We start from the raw sequence: 25,122 nt of genomic DNA, 5'->3' as shown, positions 1-25,122 counted from the left end.
CAGAGAATCAGGAATACTGAACCTCGATCTCATCCAGCTGATGATCAAAGCTTTTCAGCCGCGCGGTCCAGGTGTACACCAGCACTTCAAAGTCCCGATCAATCACCGCCCCGCCCGGCCCGTCGGCGCGCGGGTCGCAAAAATCCAGTTGATAGCGTTCACGGGCCATAGCCGTGGCGACGTCGGACAATTCCCGGGCATTGTTGAGCCAGTGCCAGCCCTCGCCATCAATCTGCTTGTCGAGTTCCAGACACTGCTTTTTCAGCGCTTCGAGACTTTTTTCCAGCGGCGTGCCGGTGAGTTCGCCCATGACTTCAGCGAAGGTGCGCCCCGGTTGCCAGTAACTGCCCCAGAAATACCGGTCGAACACGGTTTCGACCCGACGCAGGGCGACTTTGGTGTCCCAGATCAGCACCAGAGTCTTGCCTTGTTCGAGTTGTCGCTTCTTGACCCGTTGCACCTGGAGCGACGCCCAGGCAACCACGACGATTGCCATGACCGCAATCAGCGCGACGGCGCTGTCGAGGAAGACCATGGCCTTGTCGATCTGGTGAGCCAGCATGATGCCGTAGAAATAAGTGGCCGAGAGCAGCACCAACGCTACCAGGGCGCACCAGAAGCCGAGAGCGTAAGGGTTTTTCATTATTGGTTTCCCCTAGACCAGCGCTAGCAATGTGCGCTGAAGGGGCGCTGTGCACGGGGCGCCCCTTCAACACTTCAAAGCATAGCAACGGCCTCAGGGTTTGCTGGCGCTTGCAGCGTTCGTTCGTCCGCTTTCCCAGCCGCCGCCCAAAGCGAGGAACAAATCGATCTGGCTCATCGCAACCTGGGTGTTGGCGGCGGCCAATTGCGCGGTCACATCGGTGTAGGTGCGGGTCGCTTGCAGGTCAGCCAGGAACGACTCGCGGCCGGCCTGGAAGAAGCGGTGGGTCTGGTCTGCGGCCAGTTTCGCCGATTGCTCGGCATCGGCCAGTGCGTCGCGCCGCTGAAGTAGTGCGGTGTACTGAGCGAGGCCGGTCTGGGTTTCGCGAATGGCGTTGAGCACCACGCCGTCGAAGTGCGCCAAGGCGCCTTGGGTCGCCGCTTCTGCCTCGCGGATTCGCGCGCGGGCGCCGTTGGTCGGTACCTTCCAGCTCAGCGACGGGCCAAAGCCCCAGCGGTTGGTCGACGGATCACCCAAGTCATCGATGAGACCAACAGTGCCGATGGTCGCGCCGATACTGATGTCCGGATACAACTCGCCAGTGGCGACGCCGATCCCGGCGGTCGAAGCGGCCAGACGACGTTCGGCCTGGCGAATGTCCGGGCGACGTTTGAGCAGCGCAGCGCCATCGCCGACTGGCACCAGTTGGGCGATTTTCGGCAGTTCTGCGCAGGTAGCGGTACCGGCCGGCAATTGATCGACCGGTTTCGCCAACAGCATCGACAGACGGAACAGCCCTGCCTGACGCGCGGCTTCATAGCGGGGCAGTTCGGCGCGCAAGGATTTGAACTGGGTTTGCGAGCGGGTCACCTGAGTTTCATCGCCACGTCCAGCGTCGCGCAGACGCTGGGTCAGCGTGGTGCTTTGCGATTGCAGGTCGAGGGAATGCTCGGCGATCTCCCGTTCTTCGTTGGCCGCGCAGACTTGGGTGTAAGCACGCACGACGTCTGCCACCAAGGTGATCCGCGCCGTGTCTGCCGCGGCCTGGGTCGCGTCGGCATTGGCCTTTGCGCCTTCGATGCCACGCTGCAAGGTGCCCCACAGATCGAACTGATAAGAAGCGCTGATGCCGATGTCGCCGACGTTATCGACCGGGACTTTTTCCGGCAGCAAGAATGCCTGACCAGACTCTTGCAAACGCTGCGCGCCCATCTTCACGCCTGCGCTCCAGCCGCCCGCGGCTTCGGCCTCATCGACCTGAGCGCGAGCCCGCTGCAGGTTCGCCGCCGCGACGCGTAAATCGGTGTTGGAGGCCATGGCCTGCTGCACCAGTTGATCCAGCCGCGCATCCTTATAAAGACGCCACCAATCGGCCGGCACCGGCGCCGAGACTACCGGTTTGCCGGCCACGGCCAGTTCACCCTGAAAATCCTTGCGCTGCACCGCCGCATCCTCAGGCACCTGATAGTCCGGCCCGACCATCTGACAGGCCGAGAGCATCACGCCCAACCCGGCGATCATCAGCGCCCGGTTCATTGCACGGGCTCCTGCTTGCGGTCGTCGGCTTTCTGATCGTCGATGATCGAAACGGTGGCAGTGCGCCCGGCGATCATGCGGAAATCTGCCGGCACGTCGTCAAAGGCAATCCGCACCGGAATCCGCTGCGCCAGCCGCACCCAGCTGAATGCCGGGTTAACGTTCGGCAGCAAGTTGCTGCCGCTGCTGCGGTCGCGGTCTTCGATGCCGGCGACGATGCTTTCGACATGCCCACGCAGTTTGGCGCGGTCGCCGATCACGCGGATATCCACCGACTGGCCGACATGAATTCCGTCGAGTTTGGTCTCTTCGAAATAGCCGTCGATGTGGAACGAATTGCTGTCGACCACCGACAATACCGGACGCCCGGCGGTGACGAACTCCTGCGGACGCGGCGCGCGGTCGTTGACGTAACCGTCGACTGGGCTGCGGATCACCGAGCGGTCGAGGTTGAGCTGGGCGCTGTCCACGGTGACCATGGCTTCGGCCAGTGCCGATTGCGCGCGGGCAACCTTCGATTGGCTTTCTTCCAGTTGCTCGGCGGGCACCAGGTTGCCGAGACCACGGTTACGCTTGGCTTCGCGCTGGGCCTGAGCGAGGGTTTCTTCGCGGTCGGCGACAGCCGCTTTGGCCTGACGCAGCGCCAGTTTGAAGCGATCCTGATCGATGCTGAACAGTACCTGGCCACGCTTGATCAACTGGTTGTCTTTCACTTCAACCTGCTGGATCAATCCGGACACGTCCGGGGCGATCTGGATGATGTCGGCGCGAATGTGGCCGTCACGGGTCCACGGCGCAAACATGTAATACATCACCATGCGCCAGACGAGGACAACGGCAAAAGTCACGATCAGCAGGGTCAGTACCACGCGACCGATGGTCAAAAACGGTTTTTTCATGTCATCAGGTATCGACTGAGTGAGTCCACGCCGTACAGCAGTACCGCGTAGAGGGCCACGTTGAACAATGCCCGGTGCCAGACCAGACGGTAAAAGTGCACGCGCGTAAGCACGGCATGCACCAGCAAAAACAGCACATAAGTGATGCCCATCAACACCAGCAGGGTCGGCAGGAAAATGCCGCTGATGTCCAGATCACCGATCATAGGGGCGCTCCATCGGGCAGCGGTTCTTCGGAGTCGGCACTGGAGACGAATTCGACGCCGGGCAACAGCGCCAGACGCAAACCGCTCAAGGCGTGCAACAGATTCAGACGGGTTTCATCGTCGCCGTGGCCATTGAGTGCGCGACGAGTGCGATCGAGGGTCATCAACAACGGCGCTGGCGCCGGCAAGCGTTCGCCAGCCTTGAGACAGGCGCGGAAATACTCGCCGACTTCACTGACCACTTGCTGCAACAGCGCGTTCGGCGCGCCGGTCACCCGTGGGGTATAGGCGAGCAAATCGAGCAGATTGAGGCCGACGCGCACTTCGCGCATGGCGATGCCGGTGTCCTGGCCGGTCAGGGCCAGACGCGGCAGGTGCTGCATCAGTCGATCGAGCAACTGCACGCCCAATTTGCGGTGTTCGGCAAGGTTGGCCGGCTCGGTCATGTGGACGATGTCTTTCCAGCTGAAACGGGTCAGGCGCTTGGCCGCCAGCTCGGCGCCGAACGGACGCGCCACCAGCGTCCAGATGAAAGCGAACAGCAGGCCGATCGGTCCAGCGAGGTTGGAGTTCACGAAGGCGAAAAAATCCGCATCGTAAGCGCCCTGAATGCTGATGAACGACGAGGTGTTGACCAGCGTCAGCAGCATGCCGAGGAAAAAACGCGGCTGCACCGTCAGCGTGCCGACGCAGATGAACGGGATGGAAAACGCCAGCACCAGCATCGGGAAGTCATGCAGATTGGGCAGAATCAAAAACAGATAAAGGCTGGCGAACAGCACCGACATGCCGGTCCAGAAAAAGAACCGGTAAATCTGCGGTGCCGGGTCGTCCATCGAGGCGAAGAAGCTACAGGCCACCGCCGCCAGAATCACTGCGCTACCGCCGTCCGGCCAGCCGAGCAGAATCCACAGCACCGAGGCGGTGATGATCGCCAGAACGGTCGAGGCCACCGAGTAGAGCATCAGCCCACGATCAATGAACGGCGTCAGACGACCGAGGCGCCAGTGACGATAGACCGCGCGCCAGCTGTCCTGGCGCTCGCAGAGAATCGCGTCCTGCAGACTGCGGCAGTCCTGCCATAAATCGATAAATTCGCCGAGGCGATAAATCGAGTTGGAGAACAGCAATTGCCTGCGATCCTCAAGCGCCTCGACGCTCGGTTGCAGGGCTTCGAGCTGATCTTTCAGCGCTTGCCAGCGGTCGAGATCAGCATCTTGGTGACCGAGCCATTCACGGGTCGCGGCGAGCAGCGGTGCGAATTTTTCCACCAGCTCTGGTGTGCGCCGCTCTAGGGCGTAGAGCGAATCTTCCAGCGCATCGATCACCGGCAACAGATGAATCATCCGCCCGCGCAATTCTTTGGTGTTGCGCACGGTTTGCGGTCGCGCGCCTTCGTGGGGCAACTGGCCGATCATCAGCTCAAGGCTGTTGAAGTTGGCGACCATGGCCATGCGCAGTGCGGTGACTTCTTCGGGCTGCACATCGCGGCTGAGGAATTTCAGGCTATAGGTCGTTGCGTCGGCGAACCACTTGCTCACCGCGTCGTTGAACACCGGCGCCAGACGGCGTGGCCAGAACATCGCGCCGACCACCGCAGCCACGGCGATGCCGAGGAAAATCTCTTCGGTCCGCGCTTCCGCCACGTCCCACACCGCCAGCGGGTTATCCACCACCGGCAAGGCAATCAGCGGCAAGGTGTAACCGGCAAGCATCAATGCGTAGTTGTTGGCCGTGCGCAGTTGCAGAGACAGGAACAGCAAAATCCCCGTCCACAGCGCGATGACTACCACCAGCACATACGGGCTCTGCACAAACATCGGCACGAAAAAAACCGCCGCCGCGGCACCGAGAAAGGTACCGATGGCACGGTACAGCGCCTTGGAACTGGTCGGCCCGAGAAACGGGCTGGAGACGATATACACCGTGGCCATCGCCCAATACGGACGCGGCATTTGCATGAGCAAGGCGATGTACAGCGCGATCATCGACGCTGCAAAAGTCCGCACCCCGTAGAACCAGTCACGGGCCGGCGGAATGCCGGAGAAAAAACCGTTCAAGAATTGACCACCAAAGGCGGACTGGCCGCCTCAAAAGCTCTGAGTACCCGAAGCGTAGCTTCCAGATCGCTTTGCTCGATGCCTTCGAGCACCTCGTGACGCAAGCGCACCAGTTCGATCTCCACCGCTTGCACCAGCTCACGACCGGTGTCGGTCAGGCTCAGGCATTTGGCCCGGCGATCCTGGGCATCTTCGGTGCGGCAGACGTAGCCGGAATGACACAACTGATCGAGCAGACGCACCAGCGACGGACTCTCCATCCCGGCCGCCTGCGCCACCTGCACCTGGCGCACGCCCTCGCCCAAGCGGCCGATCATCAACAACGGCACGGCGCAGGCTTCGGAGATTCCATAGTTGACCAGCGTGGTCTGGCAGATCTTCCGCCAATGCCTGGCGGCCACCACCATGGCACTGCTGATGTTCATCTGGAGAGCGTCGAGATCGTTCGGCAAGGGGAAATGCACACTGTTAGTTTGCTAACTATCAATATCGCATTGGAGGGGAATTTCAGTCAAGTTTTGAAACAAATTGCCTGTTCAGGGTTAGCCTACCGAATCGAAATCACCCGCTATCTGCTCAATGAAATCGAAAACCTCCTCCGGCACGCTGAACTGGAACTGCTTACGTCGATGCTTTGAAACTTTGTCACCGTTGTCCAGACACATCATTACCAGTTTCGAGAGGTCGCTCCCCCGTACGTCAAAACGCCCATTCACCTCTTTGATGACGTAGTCGTATTTTTCAAGAAACTCGGTCTCCTCGCGCAGCTCCACTTCCAATGCTCGCAAGGCCATCTGCAAGGTAAATTCTGCACATTGAGTCCCGTCCCAGAATCGATAGATTGAGTCGTGCCCAATAAAATCGAAAGCCATCTGATCAGCGTCCAGCCAAGTGACATTCCAGAACTCTCTTGCTGGTTTCGAGAACTCCTTTAACGCTTCGAGATAGCCAGACTCTTCGTGTTTCATCGCTACGGAAACCGGTAACAACAAACCATTTTTTAGAGCGCCAGAGTGGCAAAGCGTCTGGTGAATCAGGAAACGTGAAAGTCGACCATTGCCATCCATGAACGGGTGAAGAAAGACAAACCCGAAAGCCACAACCGCTGCAGCTATCAACGGATCAACCTGCTTGGCTGAGTGATTGGCAAAACTCATCAACTCGTCCATCAACTCCCTGCACAATTGCGGTGGAGGCGGGACATAGCTGACGCCAGCTGCGCCTCTCAAGCCGTTGTGTAAATGGTTCTGTTCATGACGGAAAAGCACAGCTTTATCGAAAGGATTGGAAACCGTACTGTTCTGCAACTCGACCAAATAGTCTTCGCTCAACTCTGTTCGCTCATGGGCTTGGCGGAGAAGCCGAACAAAACGGCGCGACTTTTCTTCGTTGGGCTCTTCTTTCTCAATGGCGAAAGAATCGCGGGTCTCATGCAGATAGGCCCAATTGATTGCCCGATCCATCATTTCCGGCGGCAACGTCGCCATAAAAGCCTGGGCTCGACCAAGGATGTCCAGATCAAGCAGCGCCTGCAGCTCCGTCGTACGCTCGACTGTGGCGCAGTAACGCATTGACCCCAACCCGTTAAAATCTACCCGCCAACGACTATTTCGAATTGCAGGCCCGGTGACATAACGCTTGGGATCAAACAAAGCGACAACGTTGCCCCGAACCGGTACGGAATATTCCAGCTGTTTGCCCGTGAAACTTTCCCAAAGAAAACAGGCTTTGCGGATAAATACCCCGTTAGGTGATCGGCTCAACTCACCTAGCAACTCGTCCGCTTCAACGGTTTCAAGCGCTTGAGCAAGAATGCACAGGTTTATTCCCTCATGCTTCAGAGCAAACAAGATGTGCTCAAGTGTCGAACCCTGTGCCGGCGCGACGCCGTTTGGAACCGCTAGACACTCACCGATCAAGGTAATCCGGGTAACCGGTTTGATCATCGCAATGCGCTTGGGGGCAAATGCATTAAGCTTCAGCGCATCACGCAGGTGGGCATATCCAACAGTTGGCATCGTCATCGTCCACATAAAAAATTCACTGCGACGATTAAAGCCCAGTTTTTTTTACATCGCGCATGTTTTTTTTACATTACAGCCTTTTCCTACAATTTTTTTTACACACTTCTGCCCTTACGCAACAACACATCCAACTGATCCACCACCTCCGCCCAATCGGCGTCATCCAAAATCTCGTCACGCAAAAAATCCGCTTGGCTCTTCGTCCAGAAAAACGCATCAGCCAAATGCAGTTTGGGTTTGAGCGGGGAATGGGTGGCGATGAATTTGTCGATGTTGACCGGATCGTCGGGAAGGCCGAGTTGTTTGAACAGGGATGGCAAGCTGTGCGTTGGGCTTTCCATTGAGCAATTCCTTGATGAATGGGGTGTTTGGAAGATTATTCGCGAGCAGGCTCGCTCCCACAGGGGAATGCGATCAACCTGTGGGAGCGAGCCTGCTCGCGAAGGCGTCAGTGCCGGCGCCACGAAACCTAATCACTCAACTCCCGCACCTCGGCATGCGGCACCATTTTCAGAAACTCCGGCATGCTCATGTGTAGCAGATAGTTGTGGTTGCCCGCCTCCAGATAAATATCCTTCTGCCGCGTCAGCAACGGGTCGATGACCATGTCCAGGCCATAAGAGCCACCCAGCGGCGGCACCGCGCCGCGTTCGCAATCATCGAAAATGTGCGCCAGATTGCTTTCGCGGGTCAGTTGCCATTCGCCGCTGGTGCGCACTTTGCTCAGGTCCAGGTGACGGCTGGCCGGGAGCACGGCCATCAGGTAATGCCCATGGTGGTCGTCGAGGATGATCGATTTGGCCACCCGCTCGGCAGGCACCCCGGCGACCCGTGCGGTTTCCAGGCTGCTCGATGAATGCCGGTGAGCGACGACGTCGTATTCGCAGTGCGCCCGGTTCAGGCTGCTCTGTACTTTTCTTGCCATGCGCATGATGCACCTCGGTGTCGCGCTGAACGGTGGTTGCCGTGTCTTTGAGTCTAGTTCGGCGAGGGGTTGGTGCAGAGATTTCCGCCCACTGGACACATCCGCACATTGATCAAAACTCAGCCAGCGCAACCCTCAACTAGACTGTAATTACAGACATGACGCTCACGGAGGGTCACGTGAACAGCCGATGTTGTGCGCTTGCCTTGCTCCTGCTGATCAGCGGTTCAACCCTCGCTGCCGACACTTCATTGCCGCCGATGAGTCCGGTCGGTTTGTGGCTGATCACCTTGGGTATCGTGTTTCTGATCGCTGAAGCTGCACTGCCCAATTACGGCGTCATTGGCCTGGGCGGGATCATCATGTTCGTCATCGGCGCGCTGATTCTGAGCAACGCCGAGTTGCCGGTGCCGATGATGATCGGCCTTGGCCTGATCAGCGCTCTGTTGTTGATTGCGCTGCTGATTCGCGCCCTGAAAACCCGCCCCCGCCACGCGGTCAGTGGCGATGCCGGCCTGCTCGGCAGTGTCACCGCGATCACCACGGTGCAACCGGGCGATGCCCGTAATGGCTGGGTGCAACTGCAAGGTGAGCGCTGGCAAGTGCTCAGCGCCACTCCGCTGCACACCGGGCAATCGGTGCGAGTGGTGGGTCGCAAGGGATTGTTGCTGCAAGTGGCCGCGACTGACGCGGCACCGCTCGGAGAGTGATCATGGGTCTGCAAATCGGTTTTGTTGCGCTGCTGCTGTTGGTGATTGTTCTCGCCGGCTCGACGTTCCGCATCCTGCGTGAATACGAGCGCGGCGTGGTGTTCCAGCTCGGACGTTTCTGGCAAGTCAAAGGCCCGGGGCTGATCCTGCTGATTCCGGTGGTGCAGCAAATGGTTCGGGTCGACCTGCGCACCGTGGTCCTCGATGTGCCGCCGCAGGACGTGATCACCCGCGACAACGTGTCGGTCAAGGTCAATGCCGTGCTGTATTTCCGCGTACTCGACCCGCAAAAGGCGATTATTCAGGTCGAGGACTATCTTTCCGCTACCAGCCAGTTAGCCCAGACCACCCTGCGTGCGGTGCTCGGCAAGCATGAACTGGATGAACTGCTGGCCGAACGCGAGCAGTTGAACATCGATATCCAGCAAGTGCTCGATGCGCAGACCGATGCCTGGGGCATCAAGGTCGCCAACGTCGAAATCAAGCATGTCGACCTCAACGAATCGATGGTGCGGGCGATTGCCAAACAGGCTGAAGCCGAGCGCGAGCGGCGGGCCAAGGTGATCCACGCCGAAGGCGAATTGCAGGCTTCGGAAAAACTCATGCAAGCAGCAGAAATGCTCGGTCGCCAGCCCGGGGCGATGCAGTTGCGCTATATGCAGACCTTGAGTTCGATTGCCGGTGACAAGAGTTCGACGATTGTCTTTCCGTTGCCGATTGAATTGCTCAAGGGCATGGCGGATTTGTCGGGGAAATCCTGACCCGCCTATTCACCCGCAGGTTTGGGCACGAACAAGCGTGCTTGCATCCCGCCCGCATGGACTTCAGCGCTGGGCTGCCAGGTTGCGGGTAGCGGTGAGAACTCTTGTGGCTCGTCGACGGTTCCGACCAGCCAGACCCGGCCTCCGGCTGGCAGCTCCGTCAGGCTGTTCAAATAGACATCACTCGTCACCAGCGTGCCGAACCCGTACTCATTTGGCCGCGTCGATTGGCCATCGGCTTTCGGTGGCGTGAAGAGGCGCACCTGCGCCCCGGTGCGATCGTAGTAGACGTAGCTCAGATACCAGAGCATGTCGCTGGTGACGATGCGGTCACCGGGCAGGAAATGCTGATTGACGTACGTCACTACCGTGTCGAGCTGATCATGACTGTCGACCGTGGCGTTGTTGTTCACGCCGACCAGTTCCACAGCGATCAACGACAGCAGCACCGCCAATGCCAACATCCGCACGCGGTTGTACAAACGGTCGATCGCCAACGCCGTCAGCATCGGCAGGCCGAGGGCGTACGCCGTCAGATAACGCTCGATGAACACTGGCGTAATGAACGAAACCAGATACACCAGCAACAGCGGCAGACCGGTGTACAGCGCCAGCAGAATGCTGCCGCGCGACACACTGCGATCGCGCATGACGGCGACAACTGCCAGCACCAGCAGTGCCAACGGCAGCGCGCCAAAGACCAGCAGCGGCAGACTCTCGCCATCGTCCTGAATCAGCCATGACCAGATCATCGACGGCAGCGAACCCAGCGTCACCGCTGGCTCCCAACCGACATCGCCGCCGACTTCGAGTTGTTGCATGTGCTGCATCAAGTCGAGCAGTTTTGGCAACCAGGGCAGATACAGCACGCCGATTGCCAGATTCGCCAACCACCAGTCCGCGCGCTGGATATGCCGGAAGCGATAACCGCGCTGCACGCGAATGCCGAGCAGATAAACCCAGTGACACAGTGCGGCCAGCACGGCGAAATAATGGGTGTAGAACGCCGCACTCATCAACACCACGTAAACCACGAGATAGTCACGGCGTTGCGGGCGCCGGATCCAGTAGACCAGCGCCAGGCTCGCGGCGAGCAGCAGCGCACCGAGCAGCGCGTACATGCGCACTTCCTGGCTGTAACGCACCGCGGTCGGTAGCAGTGCGAGCAACAATCCGGCGATAAACGCGGCGCGTCGAGTGGCAAGACGGTCCACCAGCCAAATGCCCAGTCCGACCGCCGTAATGCCGGCCAGCGCACTGAGACAGCGGAGCGCAAAGATGCCGTCCCCGAACAACCCGATCCAGCCATGCAAGAGCATGAAGTACAGCGGCGGATGCACATCGAATGCAGCGTGTTGCCAGATTTCACTCAGCGAGTAGCGCGCCAGCAGCAGGCTGGAGCCTTCATCGCCCCAGATCGCTGCCGCCGTCAGGTCATAAAAACGCACGAACGCGGCCAGCGCCAGAATTGGCCACAGCCAGTGATTTTTTACCCAGCGCACCCAACGCAGGCTGCCGAACCAGGAACCGGGCGCGGCAAACGGATCTTGCGTGTCGCCCATTGGCGTGACTCTGTTGACCGCCATCGCTTCCTCTTGCCGCGCCGCAGCGCCACGAGAGTATGACGCGCCAACCTGCCCATCACTTTAGGTCAGCCACGGCGGAACCGTCGATGCCGGTTGGCGCTTTCACGACACCCGGCAACCCGGCGGCGATTTTCGCCTCTGGATACACCGATTGCCAACCGCCGCCCAAAGCCTTGTACAGCCCGACCATGGCCAGCGACACGCCGGTGGAGCTCTCCACCCATTGCTCCTGCGTTGCCAGCAGTGCGCCTTGCACGGTGAGAACGTTGACGAAATCGACCACGCCTTCGACGTATTGCTGTTGCGCGGTGCGCAAGGCGATCTGGTTCTGACGTACGGCTTCGGCAAGGCTGTCGCGGCGGCGCTGGCTGGCGTTGTAAGCGGTCAACTGATCGTCGATTTCATGCCAGGCGCGCAACACGGTCTGCTGGTAGGCGATGGCCGCTTCCTGCTGCTGCGCTTCACGCAATTGCAGCACGCCGCGCAGGCGTCCGCCGTCGAACAGCGGCAGGCTGAATTGCGGGCCGATGCCAAAGGCACGCGAACCCCAGGAGCCGAAATCGCTGAGTTGCATGGCTTGCGAGCCGAGGTTGCCGGACAAGGTGATGCGTGGATAAAAATCACCCTTGGCCACGCCGATGTTGGCGGTGGCCGCGTGCAGTCGCGCTTCGGCCTGGCGGATGTCCGGGCGCCGTTCGGCCAGTTGCGACGGCAGGCCGATGGCGACTTGCAGCGGCGACTGCGGCACGGCGGCGTCGGTGGATAACTCTTTTGCGAGGGCCTGTGGCGGTTCGCCCATCAGCAGGCTGATGGCGTTGATCAACTGCGATTGACGTTGTTCCAGTGCCGGCAAGCGCGATTCGATGGCCGCGACTTGCGCGGCGGCTTCGGCGACGTCGAGGTCCGTCGCCACGCCGTCGGCCAGACGCAATTGCGAGAGCTTGAGGCTGTGCCGGGCGACATCGAGGTTCTGCTCGGTGACCGCGCGAGTGTTCTGCACGCCGCGCAACTGAACGTAGTTTTGTGCGGTATCAGCAAGCACAGTAAGCAACACGCCACGGCGGTCGTTTTCGGCGACTTCGAGGTTGGCGTCGGCGGCTTCGGTTTCGCGGCGCACGCGGCCCCAGAAATCCAGTTCCCATGAGGCGGAGAAGCCGGCGTCCCACAGATTGAAAGCTGAATCGCCGTTGTGTCCGGACGGATCGTTCAGACCCTCGCCGCTGTTGCGTTTGCGCGCGTAACTGCCCGCGGCGGCGGTGCTCGGATAACGGTCAGCGGTGATCACCTGGCGCGCGGCGCGGCTTTGTTGCAGACGGCTGCTGGCCAGTTGCAGGTCGAGGTTGCTCTGCACCGCACGTTGGGTGAGCGCGGAGAGTTGCGGGTCGTGGAAGACTTCCCACCAGCGTTCGTTGAGGGGTTCGCTGACGGCTTGACTGGGGGCGGACTTGGCGGGTTTGGCCCAGTCGGCGATTTGTGGGGCTTCGGGCTTCTGGAAGTCTGGTCCTACGGTGCAGGCGGTGAGGCTTACTGTTAGCAAGGCACTCAAACTGATTTGCTGCCACTGACCTCTTCGCGAGCAGGCTCGCTCCCACATTTTGGATTGCGTTTTCCCTGTGGGAGCGAGCCTGCTCGCGAAGGCGTCGGTTCGGTCAATAATGCTCATCGCTGAGTCACCTCACGCACCGACATCGCCGAACTGGTGGTATCAATACTCGCTTCCACCGACATCCCCACGCGCAAGCGCTCGGCCAACGGCTGACCCGGTTCGAGCATGATCTTCACCGGAATCCGCTGCACCACCTTGGTGAAATTACCCGTGGCGTTATCCGGTTTCACCGCCGCAAAGGTCACGCCCGTCGCCGGGGCGATACTCTCGACGCGACCGGTCAGCGCTTCACCACCTAGGCTGTCGACGCGTACTTGCACCTCTTGCCCCGGCTGCACGTCAGTCAGTTGTGTTTCCTGAAAATTGGCCACCACGTAAGCCTGTTTCAGCGGCACAACGGCCAGCAGCTTGCTGCCCGGCGTCACATAGGCGCCGACGCGCACCGCACGCTCGCCGATCATGCCGTCCTGCGGCGCGGTGATGCGTGTGTAAGACAGTTCGAAACTGGCGATTTCCAGCGCCGCCTGCGCATGCTTCAGACTGCCTTCAGCCGCGTCACGCTGAGCGGTAAGAATGTCGACCTGCTTGCGCTCCGCCGCCAGTTTCGCCGTGGCGGTGTCGAGATGAGCCGTGGCCTGATCGATGCGCGTGCGCGCCTGTTGCGCGTTTTGCACGGTGCCGGCGCCAACGCCCGCCAAGTGGTTATAGCGATTCAATTCCTGCTGGGCGAACGCCATTTCCGCCTTGGCCGAGACTACCGAGGCTTGCGCCTGAGCGATCACCGAAGTCTGGCGCTCCAGCGTCGCCTTGGCGTTCTGCAACTGCGCCCGCGCCACCAGAGTTTGCGCATCCGCCGCTTCAGCCGACGCACGCAAATCGCGATCATCGATCAGCGCCAGCAATTGCCCGGCTTTGACCTGCTGATTGTCTTCCACCAGCACTTCCTTGATGAAGCCGGCCACACGCGGCACCACCAGGGTGTAATCAGCGGACACAAACGCGTCGTTGGTATTTTGCTGGGTACGTTTGCCAAACACACCGGGCAGCGCCAGATACACCAGCACGCCGACAGCCAGCGCGGCCGCTACGGCCACCGCGAGTTTTTGCTTTGCTTGAGTCGTCATAAAAACCTTCATTGTTCAGTGCAGCAATCAGGTCGGTGCGCGCGGCGGATAAATCCGCGTCGGCAGCCAGAAAATCAGCAGGATCAACGCCACTGCGACGCCAGCCATGCACACGTAGAGATCGGAAGAAGTCAGCACCACGGCCTGTTCGTGCAGGCGATGGGCGAGGCCCGGATCGCTGCGATCGGCCAGCGGTGAATTGCCGAGGCTGTCGACCAACATGGTCGAATGGAAATGCAGACGCGCGGTGGTCAGCGCTTCGATCACCCCGGTAGCGACCACGGCCGCCAAGCCTTTCACCGTGTTGAACCACGCGGAGGCGAACGGCCCGTCCTGCGGCTGGATACTGCCGGTGGACAACATCAACAGCGGTAACACCGACATCGGCTGACCGAAGATCTGCAGCCATTGCAGGACGTAGAAATTGTCGCGAATCCATTCTGAAGTCAGCAGCGATCCGCCCAGGCAGGACAGCGTCAACATGCTCAAACCCATGCCAAGCACCCAGCGGCAATCGACCCAGCGCAGGTTGCACAACGCTGCCACCAACGGCAGCGCAATCAGTTGCGGCAATGCGGCGATCAGCATGATCGGTGCGGTCTGCGCCGGGCGATAACCCTGCACCTGCGCCAGATAACTCGACGGAATCAACACCACCGCCTGCAGAACTATCAGCACACCGGCCAGGGTCATCAGCGCGAACGACAGGTTACGGATACCGAGCATTTGCAATTTGAAAAACGGAATCGGCTGCGACCACTCGTTGATCAAAAACGCCACCAGCAGCAACGAGCCGGCGCCGAGCAATCCACAGATCAGGCTCGACTCGAACCAGTCCAGTCGATTGCCTTGCAGCAAACCGATCACCAACATGCAGATCGCTGGAAAGCCCAGCAGCAGGCCTTTCCAGTTGAACGACTTGAGGCGTTCCAGGCGCAGCGGGTCCTGCGGAATACCCCACGCGACCATCGCCATGGCGATCAGGCACGGCACGATGATCTGCCAGAACGTCCATTGCCAACCGACGTATTCGGTCCATAAACCGGCCAGCGGCGTGCCCAGACCCGGGCCGAATGTCGCCGTTAGCGCATAACCAGCCAGACCATAAAGCTTGATGTTGGCGGGCAGAAACCGCAGGGCCACGGTCATCAACATCGGCGGCAACGCACCGCCGGCGAGGCCTTGCAGGATGCGCATCAGCAGCAGACTTTCGTAGTTCGGCGCCAATGGACACAGCACGCCGAGCAACGTGAACAGACCGATCGCGCAGAGGGTGAAGCGGCGCAGCGAGAAGGTCACCGAACACCAAGGCGCGAAGGCCATGGCCGCGACCGAGGTGGCGGTGTAACTGGCAACCAGCCAGGTGCCTTCGTCGTAACCGATGCTCAGCGCGCCACGGATGTCGGCCAGGGCCACTTTGGTGACCATCTCGTTGAGGCCCGACACCAGCACCGCCAGCAGCACGCCGACCAGGCCAATGATGATCCGCGCCCCGAACACCGGTGGCGTGGCCGCCGTCGCCGGGCTGGCCGCAGCGATGGGCGCTGCTGCCGTCAGGGATGTCATGAATTCACACTCCGGAGGGAAAAATACCGGAGCATCTTAGTCGGGCTTGGCAATGACGAAAATTGACTTATTGGCAGGTTATAAGTGCGCCAGACACAACAATGAACATCCCTTGTGGGAGCGAGCCTGCTCGCGAAGGCGTCGGGTCAGTCAATATCATTGGTGACTGATCCAGCGCTTTCGCGAGCAGGCTCGCTCCCACAGAGTTTTGTGTTTTCTCGGGGATTAAGGCTGGGCCGCCAGCCAGGTTTCGTCGCAACAAGCCTTGAGGGTTTCGCGCAGCCAGCGGTGCGCGGGATCCTTGTCGAATCGAGGATGCCAGGCTTGAGTCAGCATCAGCGTCGGCAAAGGGATTGGCAGGTCGAACGAACGCAGTTTCAAACCCAGCCGGCGCACACTCAGCAGCGCTTCCTTGGGCACCGGCAGGATCAGGTCGGAATCAGGCAACGCAAACATCGCCGCATGGAAACTCGGCGCGATCACCGCGACGCGCCGCTCCAGACCCAGCGCATTCAGCGCGGTATCAATCGGGCCGCGAGCGATGCCGCGGCGCGACATGCTGATGTGGGAAAACCCGGCATAGCGCTCGGCAGTGATTTCGCCGTCGAGCAAGGGATGGTCTTCACGCACCAAGCCAACGAAGTGTGTAGAAAACAGGTTTTGTACTTTAACTTCAGGGGTGACGGGCCGGGTATTGCTGACGCTCAGATCGATGCGCCCTTCTCGCAGGGCTTCATCATCGCCATCGCCTTCCGGGACAAAGCGCAACTCGCAGTGCGGCGCCAGTTGATCGAGGGTGTCGAACAGCTTGCCGCCGTAAACGCCAATGAAAAAATCATTGGCGCGGATGCTGAAGCGCCGACGCAGCGTGCCCAGCTCCACGGTGTCGGCGGAGCGGAACAACAGCGCGGCCTGCTCGACCACATCGCGCACCTGCTCGCGTAATTCCAGGGCTTTGGGCGTTGGCACCAGACCCCGACCGGCTCGCACCAGAATCGGATCGCCGATAGCTTCGCGGATTCGCGTCAGGGTACGGCTCATCGCCGCCGGACTGAGGTTCATCCGCCGCGCGGCGCCGACCACACTGCCCTCGTCGAGCAAGGCGTCGAGGGCGACCAGAAGGTTCATGTCCGGGAGTTGCATACTAAGCACTCTTGGCTGATCAGGATTGATCTGGGCGCAATGCTAGCAAACATCCTTCAGCTTTGGCGGCGCCTTCAAAGACGCCTTCGCGAGCAGGCTCGCTCCCACAATGGACTTCAGTCGTTCATAAAACCTGTGCCCACAGGAGATCAAATGTGGGAGCGAGCCTGCTCGCGAAGGAGCCAGCCGTCACGCCAAAAATTACCGCTGCATCCCCCAACGCTTGACGGTCACCCGCTCCAGCGTATCGAACACCAGATTCTCCACCAGCAACCCAATCAGAATCACCACCGCCAACCCGGCAAACACCTTGTCGGTATACAGCTCATTGCGATTCTGAAAGATGTACCAGCCCAGCCCACCCTTGCCACTGGTCGCGCCAAACACCAGTTCCGCCGCAATCAACGTGCGCCAGGCAAACGCCCAGCCAATCTTCAGACCGGCCAGAATCGACGGTAGCGCCGCCGGGATCAGGATGAACAACACCAGTCGCAAACCCTTCAAACCGTAATTGCGCCCAGCCATGCGCAGGGTTTCCGAAACCCCGAGAAACCCGGCATAGGTATTCAGCGCCAGCGCCCACAACACCGAATGCACCAGCACAAAAATCAGGCTGTTCTGCCCCAGACCAAACCACAGCAGCGCCAGCGGCAACAGGGCAATCGCCGGCAACGGATTGAACATCGAGGTCATCGTACTCAGCAGATCGCGACCCAATTGCGTCGACACCGCCAGCGTGGTCAGGGCAAACGCCAGAACGATGCCGATCAGGTAGCCCTTGATCAGCACCACCAGCGATATCCACACCTTGGCCAACAACTCACCACTGAGCAGACCCTCGAACAGCGCGTGGCTGGTCTGCAGGAAACTCGGCAGCATCAGGTCATTGTTCTGGATCCGCGCGACCACTTCCCACAGCACCGCCAGCACAATAAGGATCAGGCCTTTACGCAGCCAGCCCTGTTGCCACAGCCGCGTGCCGAGCGACAGTTCACGCTCGACCGGCACTTCGGTCAACGGCTCCAGCACAACTTCGAATTCTTCACGCACAGATGATGAATGGCTCATCGGGTAATCCTCCTGGCCGCTCAATAGGCGATGCGAATGTCGTTGAAGTCGTGGTCACGCTCGGTTTCCGGCGACTGGCCTTCGTCGAACAGCAGACGATGAATGCGCCGCGCCGACTCCTGAAACGCCACGCCACCCAAGCTGTGCAAGTCGTATTGATGGCTGTGCACTTCGGCGCGCACTCGGCCGGGATGCGGCGACAGCAGCAGGATGCGATTACCGACCACCAACGCCTCTTCAATCGAGTGGGTAACGAACAACAGGGTGAAGCGCACCTCTTCCCAAAGCAGCAGCAACTCTTCCTGCATCTTGCGCCGGGTCAGCGCATCGAGCGCGGCGAACGGTTCGTCCATCAAGAGGATTTTCGGCTGCATCGCCAACGCCCGGGCAATCGCCACGCGCGCCTTCATGCCGCCGGACAAGGTATGCGGGTAGGCATCGGCAAACGCCGCCAGCCCAACCTTTTCCAGATAGTGCAGCGCGCGCTCTTCAGCTGCTTTTTTCTTCAGCGTTCGCGACGCGAGCAGCGGAAACATCACGTTCTGTTTGACGGTTTTCCACGGTGGCAGCTGATCGAATTCCTGAAACACCACAATCCGGTCTGGCCCCGGTGCGTCGACGCGCTGGCCTTGCAGGCGGATTTCACCTTCGCACGGCTGAATGAACCCGGCGACCGCTTTGAGCAAGGTGGATTTGCCGCAACCGGACGGGCCGAGCAGCACGTAGCGATCGGCCGGGTCGATTTCAAAACTGACTTGGTGGGTGGCGCGCACTACGCGTTGCGGCGTGCGGTATTCGAGGCTGACATGATCGACCGCCAGCAACGCGTCGCTGCGGGCGATCGGGTTGCTGGCCGCGTGGCCTGGCAAGGGAGCGTTCATTTTTTGATCAATCTCCGGCGAATCAGAAAGGCGCGTCGCCCTGAATGGTCGTGCGATACAGCTTGCGGCGCAGGTGCGCGGGGCAGCCGGCGGCGAGATGGATCAGCGAGCGGTTGTCCCAGAACACCAGGTCGTGGGGCTGCCACTGATGGCGGTAGATGTTTTGCGGCAGCACGCTGTGGGCATAGAGCTCGCTCAGCAGTTGCTGGCTCTCGTCTTCCGGCAGGCCGACGATGCGCGTGGTGAAACCTTCGCTGACGAACAGCGCCTTGCGTCCGTTCTCCGGGTGCGTACGCACCACCGGATGCACCACTTCGGCGACTTGAGCCAATTGCTCCGGGGTTAGGGTCGGGCGCCAGTTGCCTTCGAATTTGGTTTCGCTGTAACGCGCCGTGTAGGAGTGCGCGGCACTGCGGCCTTCGACCGCTTTGCGCAACGCTTCGGGCAAGTTGTCCCAGGCTTTGTGCATATCGGCGAACAGCGTGTCGCCGCCCTCGGACGGCAGTTCTTGCGCGTGGAGCATCGAGCCAAGGCTTGGCAGCTCTTTATAGGAGAGGTCGGAGTGCCAGAACTTGCCGGCATCGCCGAGGCCGATGTTCTGGCCGTTTTCGACGATGTTGGAAACGATGAGGATTTCCGGGTGGTTGGCCAACAGGAATTGCTTGAGCACATGGATCTGCAACACGCCGAAGCGGCGGCTGAAGTCGATCTGTTGCTGCGGGGTGATTTGCTGGTCGCGGAACACCACGACGTGGTGATCCAGGTGCGCGCGGTGAATGCGCGCGAAGTCCTGATCATTGATCGGCCGGGTGAGGTCGAGGCCGATGATTTCGGCGCCGACGGCACCGCTGAACGGGCGGATTTCAAAGGATTGCGGCGCGGCGGTCGCGGCGCTTGGGGAAGCAGTAGCTGCGGACATCTTTCCATCTCCCACGCACGGCGCGCTCACGGGCGCGCTCGTCGATCAGACACTCACGCTGGATTGCGTGTTGGTTCAGGTCGTGCGGCGCGCCGATTGGTCGGCAGGTACGCAGGGGGATGACTTTATAGCTATAAGAACTGGAGATTAAATACCGTTATTGAATAACGATATGGCGATTGGTGAGGAATGGACTGAGTGGTGAGTGACGGTTTTTGTCACTTCCTGACAGAGATGTGGTGTTTGGGCTGCCGCTATCGCGAGCAGGCTCACTCCTACAGGGATCGCATTCCATCTGGAGAAATGCGGTTACTGTAGGAGTGAGCCTGCTCGCGATGAGGCCAGTGAGGTCACTAAAAAATCAACGCTCGTGCAACGCCTCAGCCCGCGCGCGGATGATCGGCTTGAGCAAATAACTCAACACCGACTTCTTGCCGGTAATGATATCCACCGACGCAACCATCCCCGGGATGATCAGCAACGGCTTTTCATCGGTACCCAAGTGGCTACGCTCAGTGCGCACCTTGATGATGTAGTACGTGGTTTTCTTGTCTTCGTCGGTGATGGTGTCGGCACCGATCTGCTCAAGCTTGGCTTTGAGCCCGCCGTAGATGGTGTAGTCGTAGGCAGTGAATTTCACGATCGCTTCCTGCCCCGGGTGCAGGAAGGCGATGTCCTGCGGACGGATCTTCGCTTCGACGAGCAAGGTGTCGTCCAGCGGTACGATTTCGACCATGTCGCTGCCCGGCTGGATCACGCCGCCGATGGTGTTGACCAGCAACTTGTTGACGATGCCGCGCACCGGCGATGTCACCAGCGTGCGGCTGACGCGGTCTTCCAGCGCCTTGCCGGTCGCGCTGGCCTTGTTCAGGTCGGTGCGCGCCTCGTTGAGTTGGGTCAGCGCTTCGCTGCGGAATTTGCCACGGGTTTCATCAATTTTGCGCTGCACTTCCTTGATCGCCGATTCGGCACGCGGGATGGCCAGCGTCGTCGCATCCAGCTGACCACGGGTTTCCACCTCGGCACGCTTCAGACGCAAGACTTCCACCGGGGACACCGCGCCCTGGGCCACCAGCGGCTCGGACATGTTGATTTCCTGACGCTGCAAGCCGAGCTGCTGACGATACTGCGCTTGCTTGGAGGCGAATTCGCGCAGCTCTTGCTGACGCTGAATCAACTGCTCCTGCAAACCACCGATCTCGTCGTGCAACTGCTGACGGCGGCTGATGTACAGCGACTCTTCGCTTTTCGCCTGACCCGGAACAGCCTTGAGCACGTCCTCGGGGAAATTCAGCGGACGGTCGTCGACCTCTGCGCTGAGACGCTCTACCCGCAGCAGCATCGACAGACGATCGGCCTCGGTTTCGCCGACGTTGGAGGCGAATCGCGTGTCGTCGAGACGAATCAACGGTGCGCCGGCTTCGACGATCTGGCCTTCCTTGACGAACAGTTCAGAGATGATCCCGCCCTCAAGGTTCTGGATTTTCTGGATCTTCGACGACGGAATCGCTTTGCCGTCGCCCTTGGTCACTTCGTCGATCACGGCGAAGTTGGCCCACAGCAGCAGAAAGATAAAGAAGCCGATGATCGCCCAGATGGTCAGGCGCACGACGCGCGGGGCGTCTTCGATCAGCGCTTTGTTGACCTCCGGCAGCGGCTGGCCCTGCAACGATGCCGAGCCTTTGAAGTAGCGACGGATCGAATCCTTGAAACCCGACTTAAGCAACACTGATCTGCCCCTTCTTCAACGCTTCCATCACGGCGGCTTTCGGGCCATCGGCGAGAATTTGTCCACGATCGATCACCAGCAGACGATCGACCAGCGACAACAGTGAAGCCCGGTGCGTGACCAGCACCACGGTCTTGTTTTCAATCACGGCGGCGAGGCGTTGCTTGAGGCGTTCTTCACCGGTGTTGTCCATCGCACTGGTCGGCTCGTCCATCAGCAGGATCGGTGGATTGAGCAACAGCGCCCGGGCCAGCGCGACGTTCTGCCGTTGGCCACCGGAGAGGTTCTGCCCGCGTTCGCCGACTTGCAGCTCGTAGCCTTGCGGGTGCAGACGGGCGAATTCGTGGACGCCGGCCAGTTCGGCCGCCTGCAGGACAAGCTCGTCTTCTACATAGCGTGCGCCAGAGACGAGATTGTCACGCAGGGTGCCGGCCAGCAGCTGAATGTCCTGCGGCACGTAGCCGATGTTGTAGCGCAACTCGCTGACGTCGATCTGGCGGATATCCACACCGTCGACCAGCAGCGCACCATCGTCCGGCTGATACAGGCCGACCAGCAGTTTGGCGAGGGAGCTTTTGCCCGAGCCGCTGCGGCCGATGATGCCAATCTTCTCGCCGGGACGGATCACCAGGTTGATGTTTTTCAGCGCCGGGTTCTGTTGTTCCGGGTAGGTGAAGTTGAGCTGGCGGCATTCGATCGCGCCCTGCAAAACCTTGCGGCTCAACGGGCGCTCTTCGAAGTTGCGCTCTTGCGGCAGCTCCATCATCTGGTCGACCGAAGTCATGGTTACCCGTGCCTGCTGATAACGGGTCAACAGACCGGACAGCGAGGCCAGCGGACTGAGGGCGCGGCCGCTAAGCATGTAGCAGGCAATCAGACCGCCCATGCTCAGGTTGCCGGCAATGATCTGGTAGACGCCGAAGACGATCATGATCACCCCGGCCAGTTGCTGGATCAGCAGGGTGATGTTCATCGCCAGGCCGGAGAGCATTTTCACCCGCAGTTCGAGGCGACTGAGGGTGCCGATGGTCTGCTCCCACTGGTACTGACGTTCGCTTTCGGCGTTGTTGACCTTGACCGCGTCGAGGCCGGCGAGGGTTTCGATCAGGCTCGACTGGCGCTCGGCACCGAGGGCCATGGTGCGTTCCATGGTGGCCACCAGCGGCTTCTGCAAGGCGTAGCCGATCAGCAACGCAATCGGGAACGCCAGCACCGGAATCCACACCAGATGCCCGCCGAGAATGGCGATGACGATGAAGATGAGGATGGTGAACGGCAGGTCGATCAGGCTGGTCAGGGTCAGCGAGGCAAGGAAGTCGCGCAGGCTCTGAAACTCGTGGATGTTCTGCGCAAAGCTGCCGACCCGCGCCGGGCGGTATTTCATCGACATGCCGACGATGCGTTCGAACAGCGTCGCCGAGATGATCAGGTCGGTTTTCTTCCCGGCCAGATCCAGGCACAGACTGCGCAGGCTCTTGAGGATCAGGTCAAAGAGGTAGGCGCCGGTGATGCCCAGCGCCAACACCCACAGGGTCGCTTCGGCCTGGTTCGGCACCACGCGGTCGTAGACGTTCATCACGAACAGCGGCGCAGCCATGGCAATGATGTTGATCAGGAAACTCGCGGCGATCGCATCGGCATACAGCCAGCGCGAACGCTTGAGGGTGTCGCGGAACCACGAGCGCGCACGCGGAATCAGCGTGCCGTGATTGACGTCGAATTTGTGTTGCGGCTGAGCGAAGAAAACTTTGCCGGTGTAATCGTCGGCGAGCAGTTCGCGACTGACGATGGACTCGCCGCCGTCGGTTTCGCTGAGCAGCACCCGTGCTTCATTGTCGCCCTGCCAGCCGAGCAGGACAGCGCTGCGGCCATCCTTGAGCAGCAGCAACGCCGGCATGGCGATCGCCGGAATTTCTTCCAGTTTGCGCTGCAGCACGCGACCTTGCAGGCCGGCGCGAGCCGCCGCACGGGGCAGCAACTCGACACTCAGGCGTTGTTTGGGCAGCGGCAGGCCGGTGGTCAGCATCGCCGCGCTGGCGGGTTTCTGATGAAGCATGCAAAGGGCGAGCAGTCCGTCCAGTAAAGGATCGTCGTGCAACGCGCGTGGATCATGACTGAGTTGAACTCGACTGACTTCTGATTCCACGCTCGACACTCTTTGACAGTTGAAAAGGGATAACTCAATTCATCCCAGGCAGCTGGACCTTGGGCTTGACGTCGTTTTGCACAACGGATGCCAACGGTGCGACCACTCCCTGGCTTCTGAGCAACTCGCCCATGGTCGCCTTGATTCGGTACTGAGTAAATAACTGAATGTTTTTGATTTCAGCCAGACGCCGCGAAGCGGTGAACAACTCGTTTTCGCTGTCGAGCAAATCCAGCAAGGTACGTTCGCCAAGGCTGAACTGACGTTGGTAAGCGGTGCGCACCGAGGTGCTGTGGTCGACGTATTGCTGCGCGATCGGCACCTGCGCGTTGGCGTTGTTCAAGGCGTTCCAGGCCAGACCGAGTTCTTCGTTCAACTGACGCAAAGCGTTGTTGCGGATGTCCAGCGCCTGGTTCGACAGGTACGACTTGGATTCCAGATCGGCCTTGTTGCTGCCACCGGAATAGAGGTTGAAGCGCATGCGCAGCATCGCCTGCCACTCGTTGTTGTGACCGTTCTGGCCGTCGAGATCGTTGTCGGCAGTGCGGCCCAGTTCGGCGTCGAAACGTGGGTAGAAGGTCGACTTGGCGGTTTCGTACTGCTTCTCGGCAGCGGCGATGTCGGATTCGGCCGAACGCAGGATCGGGCTGTTTTCCAGCATCTGCTGGCGCGCTTCATTGAGGTTGGCCGGCATCATCGCCATGAACGGCGCCGGACGCTCGAGTTGATCGGGCATCTGGCCGACGGCGCTGAGGAAGTTGGTTTCCGAGTCGGCCAGATTGGTCTGCTCGGTGATCAGGTTGTTGCGGGCCTGGGCCATCCGCGCTTCGGCCTGATCGAGGTCGGCACCGCTGCCGACGCCACGCTGGGTGCGCAGCTGGATCTGGTCGTAGATGCGCTGGTGGCTCTTGAGGTTTTCTTCGGCCAGACGCACGAATTCGCGGCGGGTCAGCACGTCCAGGTAAACCTGGGCGACGGTCAGCGCGGTGCGCTCGGAAGTACCGAGCAGCGAGTAAGCGCGGGAGTTGACGGTGGCTTGTTGACGCCCGACTTCGCTGGACGTCGCAAAACCGTCAAAGACCATTTGCGAGAGACGTAAACTTGACTCGCTACGGTTCAGGGTTTCGTAGTGGTTACCGGAATTGGCGCGGGTGGTGACGCTGTCGGTGCCTTCACGGCCATAACCGCCGAGCAGATCGACCTTGGGCAGGTATCCACCTTTCGCCGCTCTTAATTGATAATCCGCGGCCAAACGACTATTTACCCCTGCCTGGATTTCCGGATGGACATCCAATGCCTGCTGCATGGCTTCTGGTAAGGATTGTGCTTGTACAAAAGAGGCGGCGAGAGCGAAGGGTACAGCCAGAAACAGGGGCGAACGCATGGTAGGAATTTCCCAGAACTTCTTGTCTTGAATCACAGCAAAACGTGGCGCTGCGTCGGATGATGGCAACCAGATTGACCGTATGTCGGAAAGTTCAAAACAAGAACTGGATCACACGCTGAAGGACAGGTCGCCGCGGAAATATCAATGTGACATTAGTGGGACGATTGTTTAGGATGGCACCCAGAAGGTCAATAGTTTGGCAT

General features: G+C 60.1%; 22 protein-coding genes. 2 read left to right on the top strand and 20 right to left on the bottom strand.

Going from position 1 to position 25,122, the window contains the following annotated elements:
* Window positions 1-7: 7 nt before the first annotated feature.
* From CCX46_RS00840 to CCX46_RS00800, 9 genes are all read right to left on the bottom strand, one after another.
* Window positions 8-643 carry a hypothetical protein gene (locus CCX46_RS00840; RefSeq protein ID WP_007917700.1) on the bottom strand — a complete coding sequence of 212 codons (636 nt, stop codon included), beginning with the start codon at window positions 641-643 and terminating at the stop codon, window positions 8-10.
* Between the two features lie 93 nt (window positions 644-736).
* Window positions 737-2,179 (bottom strand): efflux transporter outer membrane subunit, encoded by a 1,443-nt coding sequence (locus CCX46_RS00835; RefSeq protein ID WP_127925378.1) that lies wholly within the window; start codon window positions 2,177-2,179, stop codon window positions 737-739.
* Window positions 2,176-3,078, bottom strand: coding sequence for an efflux RND transporter periplasmic adaptor subunit (locus tag CCX46_RS00830; protein ID WP_127925377.1), 903 nt, complete (start codon window positions 3,076-3,078; stop codon window positions 2,176-2,178). Before CCX46_RS00830 ends, CCX46_RS00835 begins: the two co-directional genes overlap by 4 nt.
* Window positions 3,075-3,284: a DUF1656 domain-containing protein gene (locus CCX46_RS00825; protein WP_007917703.1), complete on the bottom strand. Its 210-nt coding sequence runs from the start codon at window positions 3,282-3,284 to the stop codon at window positions 3,075-3,077. The genes CCX46_RS00830 and CCX46_RS00825 overlap by 4 nt, the downstream gene beginning before the upstream one ends.
* On the bottom strand, window positions 3,281-5,344 hold the full coding sequence (locus tag CCX46_RS00820) for an FUSC family protein (protein ID WP_127925376.1): 2,064 nt from the start codon (window positions 5,342-5,344) through the stop codon (window positions 3,281-3,283). Before CCX46_RS00820 ends, CCX46_RS00825 begins: the two co-directional genes overlap by 4 nt.
* Entirely contained in the window at window positions 5,341-5,769 is a 429-nt protein-coding gene (locus CCX46_RS00815; RefSeq protein WP_127925375.1) for a MarR family winged helix-turn-helix transcriptional regulator, read from the bottom strand. The genes CCX46_RS00820 and CCX46_RS00815 overlap by 4 nt, the downstream gene beginning before the upstream one ends.
* Before the next feature lie 117 nt (window positions 5,770-5,886).
* Window positions 5,887-7,362 carry a Fic family protein gene (locus tag CCX46_RS00810; protein WP_174245035.1) on the bottom strand — a complete coding sequence of 492 codons (1,476 nt, stop codon included), beginning with the start codon at window positions 7,360-7,362 and terminating at the stop codon, window positions 5,887-5,889.
* A gap of 101 nt (window positions 7,363-7,463) precedes the next feature.
* Window positions 7,464-7,709: a DUF2789 domain-containing protein gene (locus CCX46_RS00805; RefSeq protein ID WP_127925373.1), complete on the bottom strand. Its 246-nt coding sequence runs from the start codon at window positions 7,707-7,709 to the stop codon at window positions 7,464-7,466.
* 128 nt (window positions 7,710-7,837) lie between these two features.
* Window positions 7,838-8,299, bottom strand: coding sequence for an aminoacyl-tRNA deacylase (locus CCX46_RS00800; protein WP_127925372.1), 462 nt, complete (start codon window positions 8,297-8,299; stop codon window positions 7,838-7,840).
* Window positions 8,300-8,472: 173 nt separating this feature from the next.
* Between CCX46_RS00800 and CCX46_RS00795 the strand changes: the two genes are divergently transcribed.
* Window positions 8,473-9,003 carry an NfeD family protein gene (locus tag CCX46_RS00795; protein ID WP_177413844.1) on the top strand — a complete coding sequence of 177 codons (531 nt, stop codon included), beginning with the start codon at window positions 8,473-8,475 and terminating at the stop codon, window positions 9,001-9,003.
* 2 nt (window positions 9,004-9,005) lie between these two features.
* Entirely contained in the window at window positions 9,006-9,764 is a 759-nt protein-coding gene (locus tag CCX46_RS00790; RefSeq protein WP_077570069.1) for a slipin family protein, read from the top strand.
* Window positions 9,765-9,769: 5 nt separating this feature from the next.
* On the opposite strand, the gene CCX46_RS00785 is transcribed toward CCX46_RS00790, so the two are convergent.
* From CCX46_RS00785 to CCX46_RS00735, 11 genes are all read right to left on the bottom strand, one after another.
* Window positions 9,770-11,350 (bottom strand): glycosyltransferase family 39 protein, encoded by a 1,581-nt coding sequence (locus tag CCX46_RS00785; protein ID WP_127925370.1) that lies wholly within the window; start codon window positions 11,348-11,350, stop codon window positions 9,770-9,772.
* Window positions 11,351-11,405: 55 nt separating this feature from the next.
* Window positions 11,406-13,013, bottom strand: a complete 1,608-nt coding sequence (locus CCX46_RS00780; RefSeq protein ID WP_238704368.1) for an efflux transporter outer membrane subunit — start codon at window positions 13,011-13,013, stop codon at window positions 11,406-11,408.
* Window positions 13,010-14,080 (bottom strand): HlyD family secretion protein, encoded by a 1,071-nt coding sequence (locus tag CCX46_RS00775; protein WP_127925369.1) that lies wholly within the window; start codon window positions 14,078-14,080, stop codon window positions 13,010-13,012. The genes CCX46_RS00780 and CCX46_RS00775 overlap by 4 nt, the downstream gene beginning before the upstream one ends.
* Before the next feature lie 27 nt (window positions 14,081-14,107).
* A complete protein-coding gene (locus CCX46_RS00770) occupies window positions 14,108-15,646 on the bottom strand; it encodes an MFS transporter (protein ID WP_127925368.1) in 1,539 nt (512 codons plus the stop codon).
* 225 nt (window positions 15,647-15,871) lie between these two features.
* Entirely contained in the window at window positions 15,872-16,789 is a 918-nt protein-coding gene (locus CCX46_RS00765) for a LysR family transcriptional regulator (protein WP_025113444.1), read from the bottom strand.
* A 201-nt stretch (window positions 16,790-16,990) separates the two neighbouring features.
* Window positions 16,991-17,857 (bottom strand): ABC transporter permease, encoded by an 867-nt coding sequence (locus tag CCX46_RS00760; protein ID WP_016985558.1) that lies wholly within the window; start codon window positions 17,855-17,857, stop codon window positions 16,991-16,993.
* Between the two features lie 20 nt (window positions 17,858-17,877).
* Window positions 17,878-18,738 carry an ABC transporter ATP-binding protein gene (locus CCX46_RS00755; protein ID WP_127925367.1) on the bottom strand — a complete coding sequence of 287 codons (861 nt, stop codon included), beginning with the start codon at window positions 18,736-18,738 and terminating at the stop codon, window positions 17,878-17,880.
* Between the two features lie 22 nt (window positions 18,739-18,760).
* Entirely contained in the window at window positions 18,761-19,657 is an 897-nt protein-coding gene (locus tag CCX46_RS00750; protein ID WP_127925366.1) for a TauD/TfdA dioxygenase family protein, read from the bottom strand.
* A gap of 361 nt (window positions 19,658-20,018) precedes the next feature.
* Window positions 20,019-21,386, bottom strand: a complete 1,368-nt coding sequence (locus CCX46_RS00745) for an HlyD family type I secretion periplasmic adaptor subunit (protein ID WP_007918311.1) — start codon at window positions 21,384-21,386, stop codon at window positions 20,019-20,021.
* The gene (locus CCX46_RS00740; RefSeq protein ID WP_127925365.1) at window positions 21,376-23,532 is read right to left on the bottom strand and encodes a type I secretion system permease/ATPase; all 2,157 of its coding nucleotides are present in this window, start codon (window positions 23,530-23,532) and stop codon (window positions 21,376-21,378) included. Before CCX46_RS00740 ends, CCX46_RS00745 begins: the two co-directional genes overlap by 11 nt.
* 34 nt (window positions 23,533-23,566) lie before the next feature.
* Window positions 23,567-24,916, bottom strand: a complete 1,350-nt coding sequence (locus CCX46_RS00735; RefSeq protein ID WP_127925364.1) for a TolC family outer membrane protein — start codon at window positions 24,914-24,916, stop codon at window positions 23,567-23,569.
* Window positions 24,917-25,122: the final 206 nt, after the last annotated feature.

It is taken from the genome of Pseudomonas sp. RU47, from assembly GCF_004011755.1.
Classification (GTDB): Bacteria; Pseudomonadota; Gammaproteobacteria; order Pseudomonadales; family Pseudomonadaceae; genus Aquipseudomonas.
This window is presented reverse-complemented; position numbering and strand designations above follow the sequence as displayed.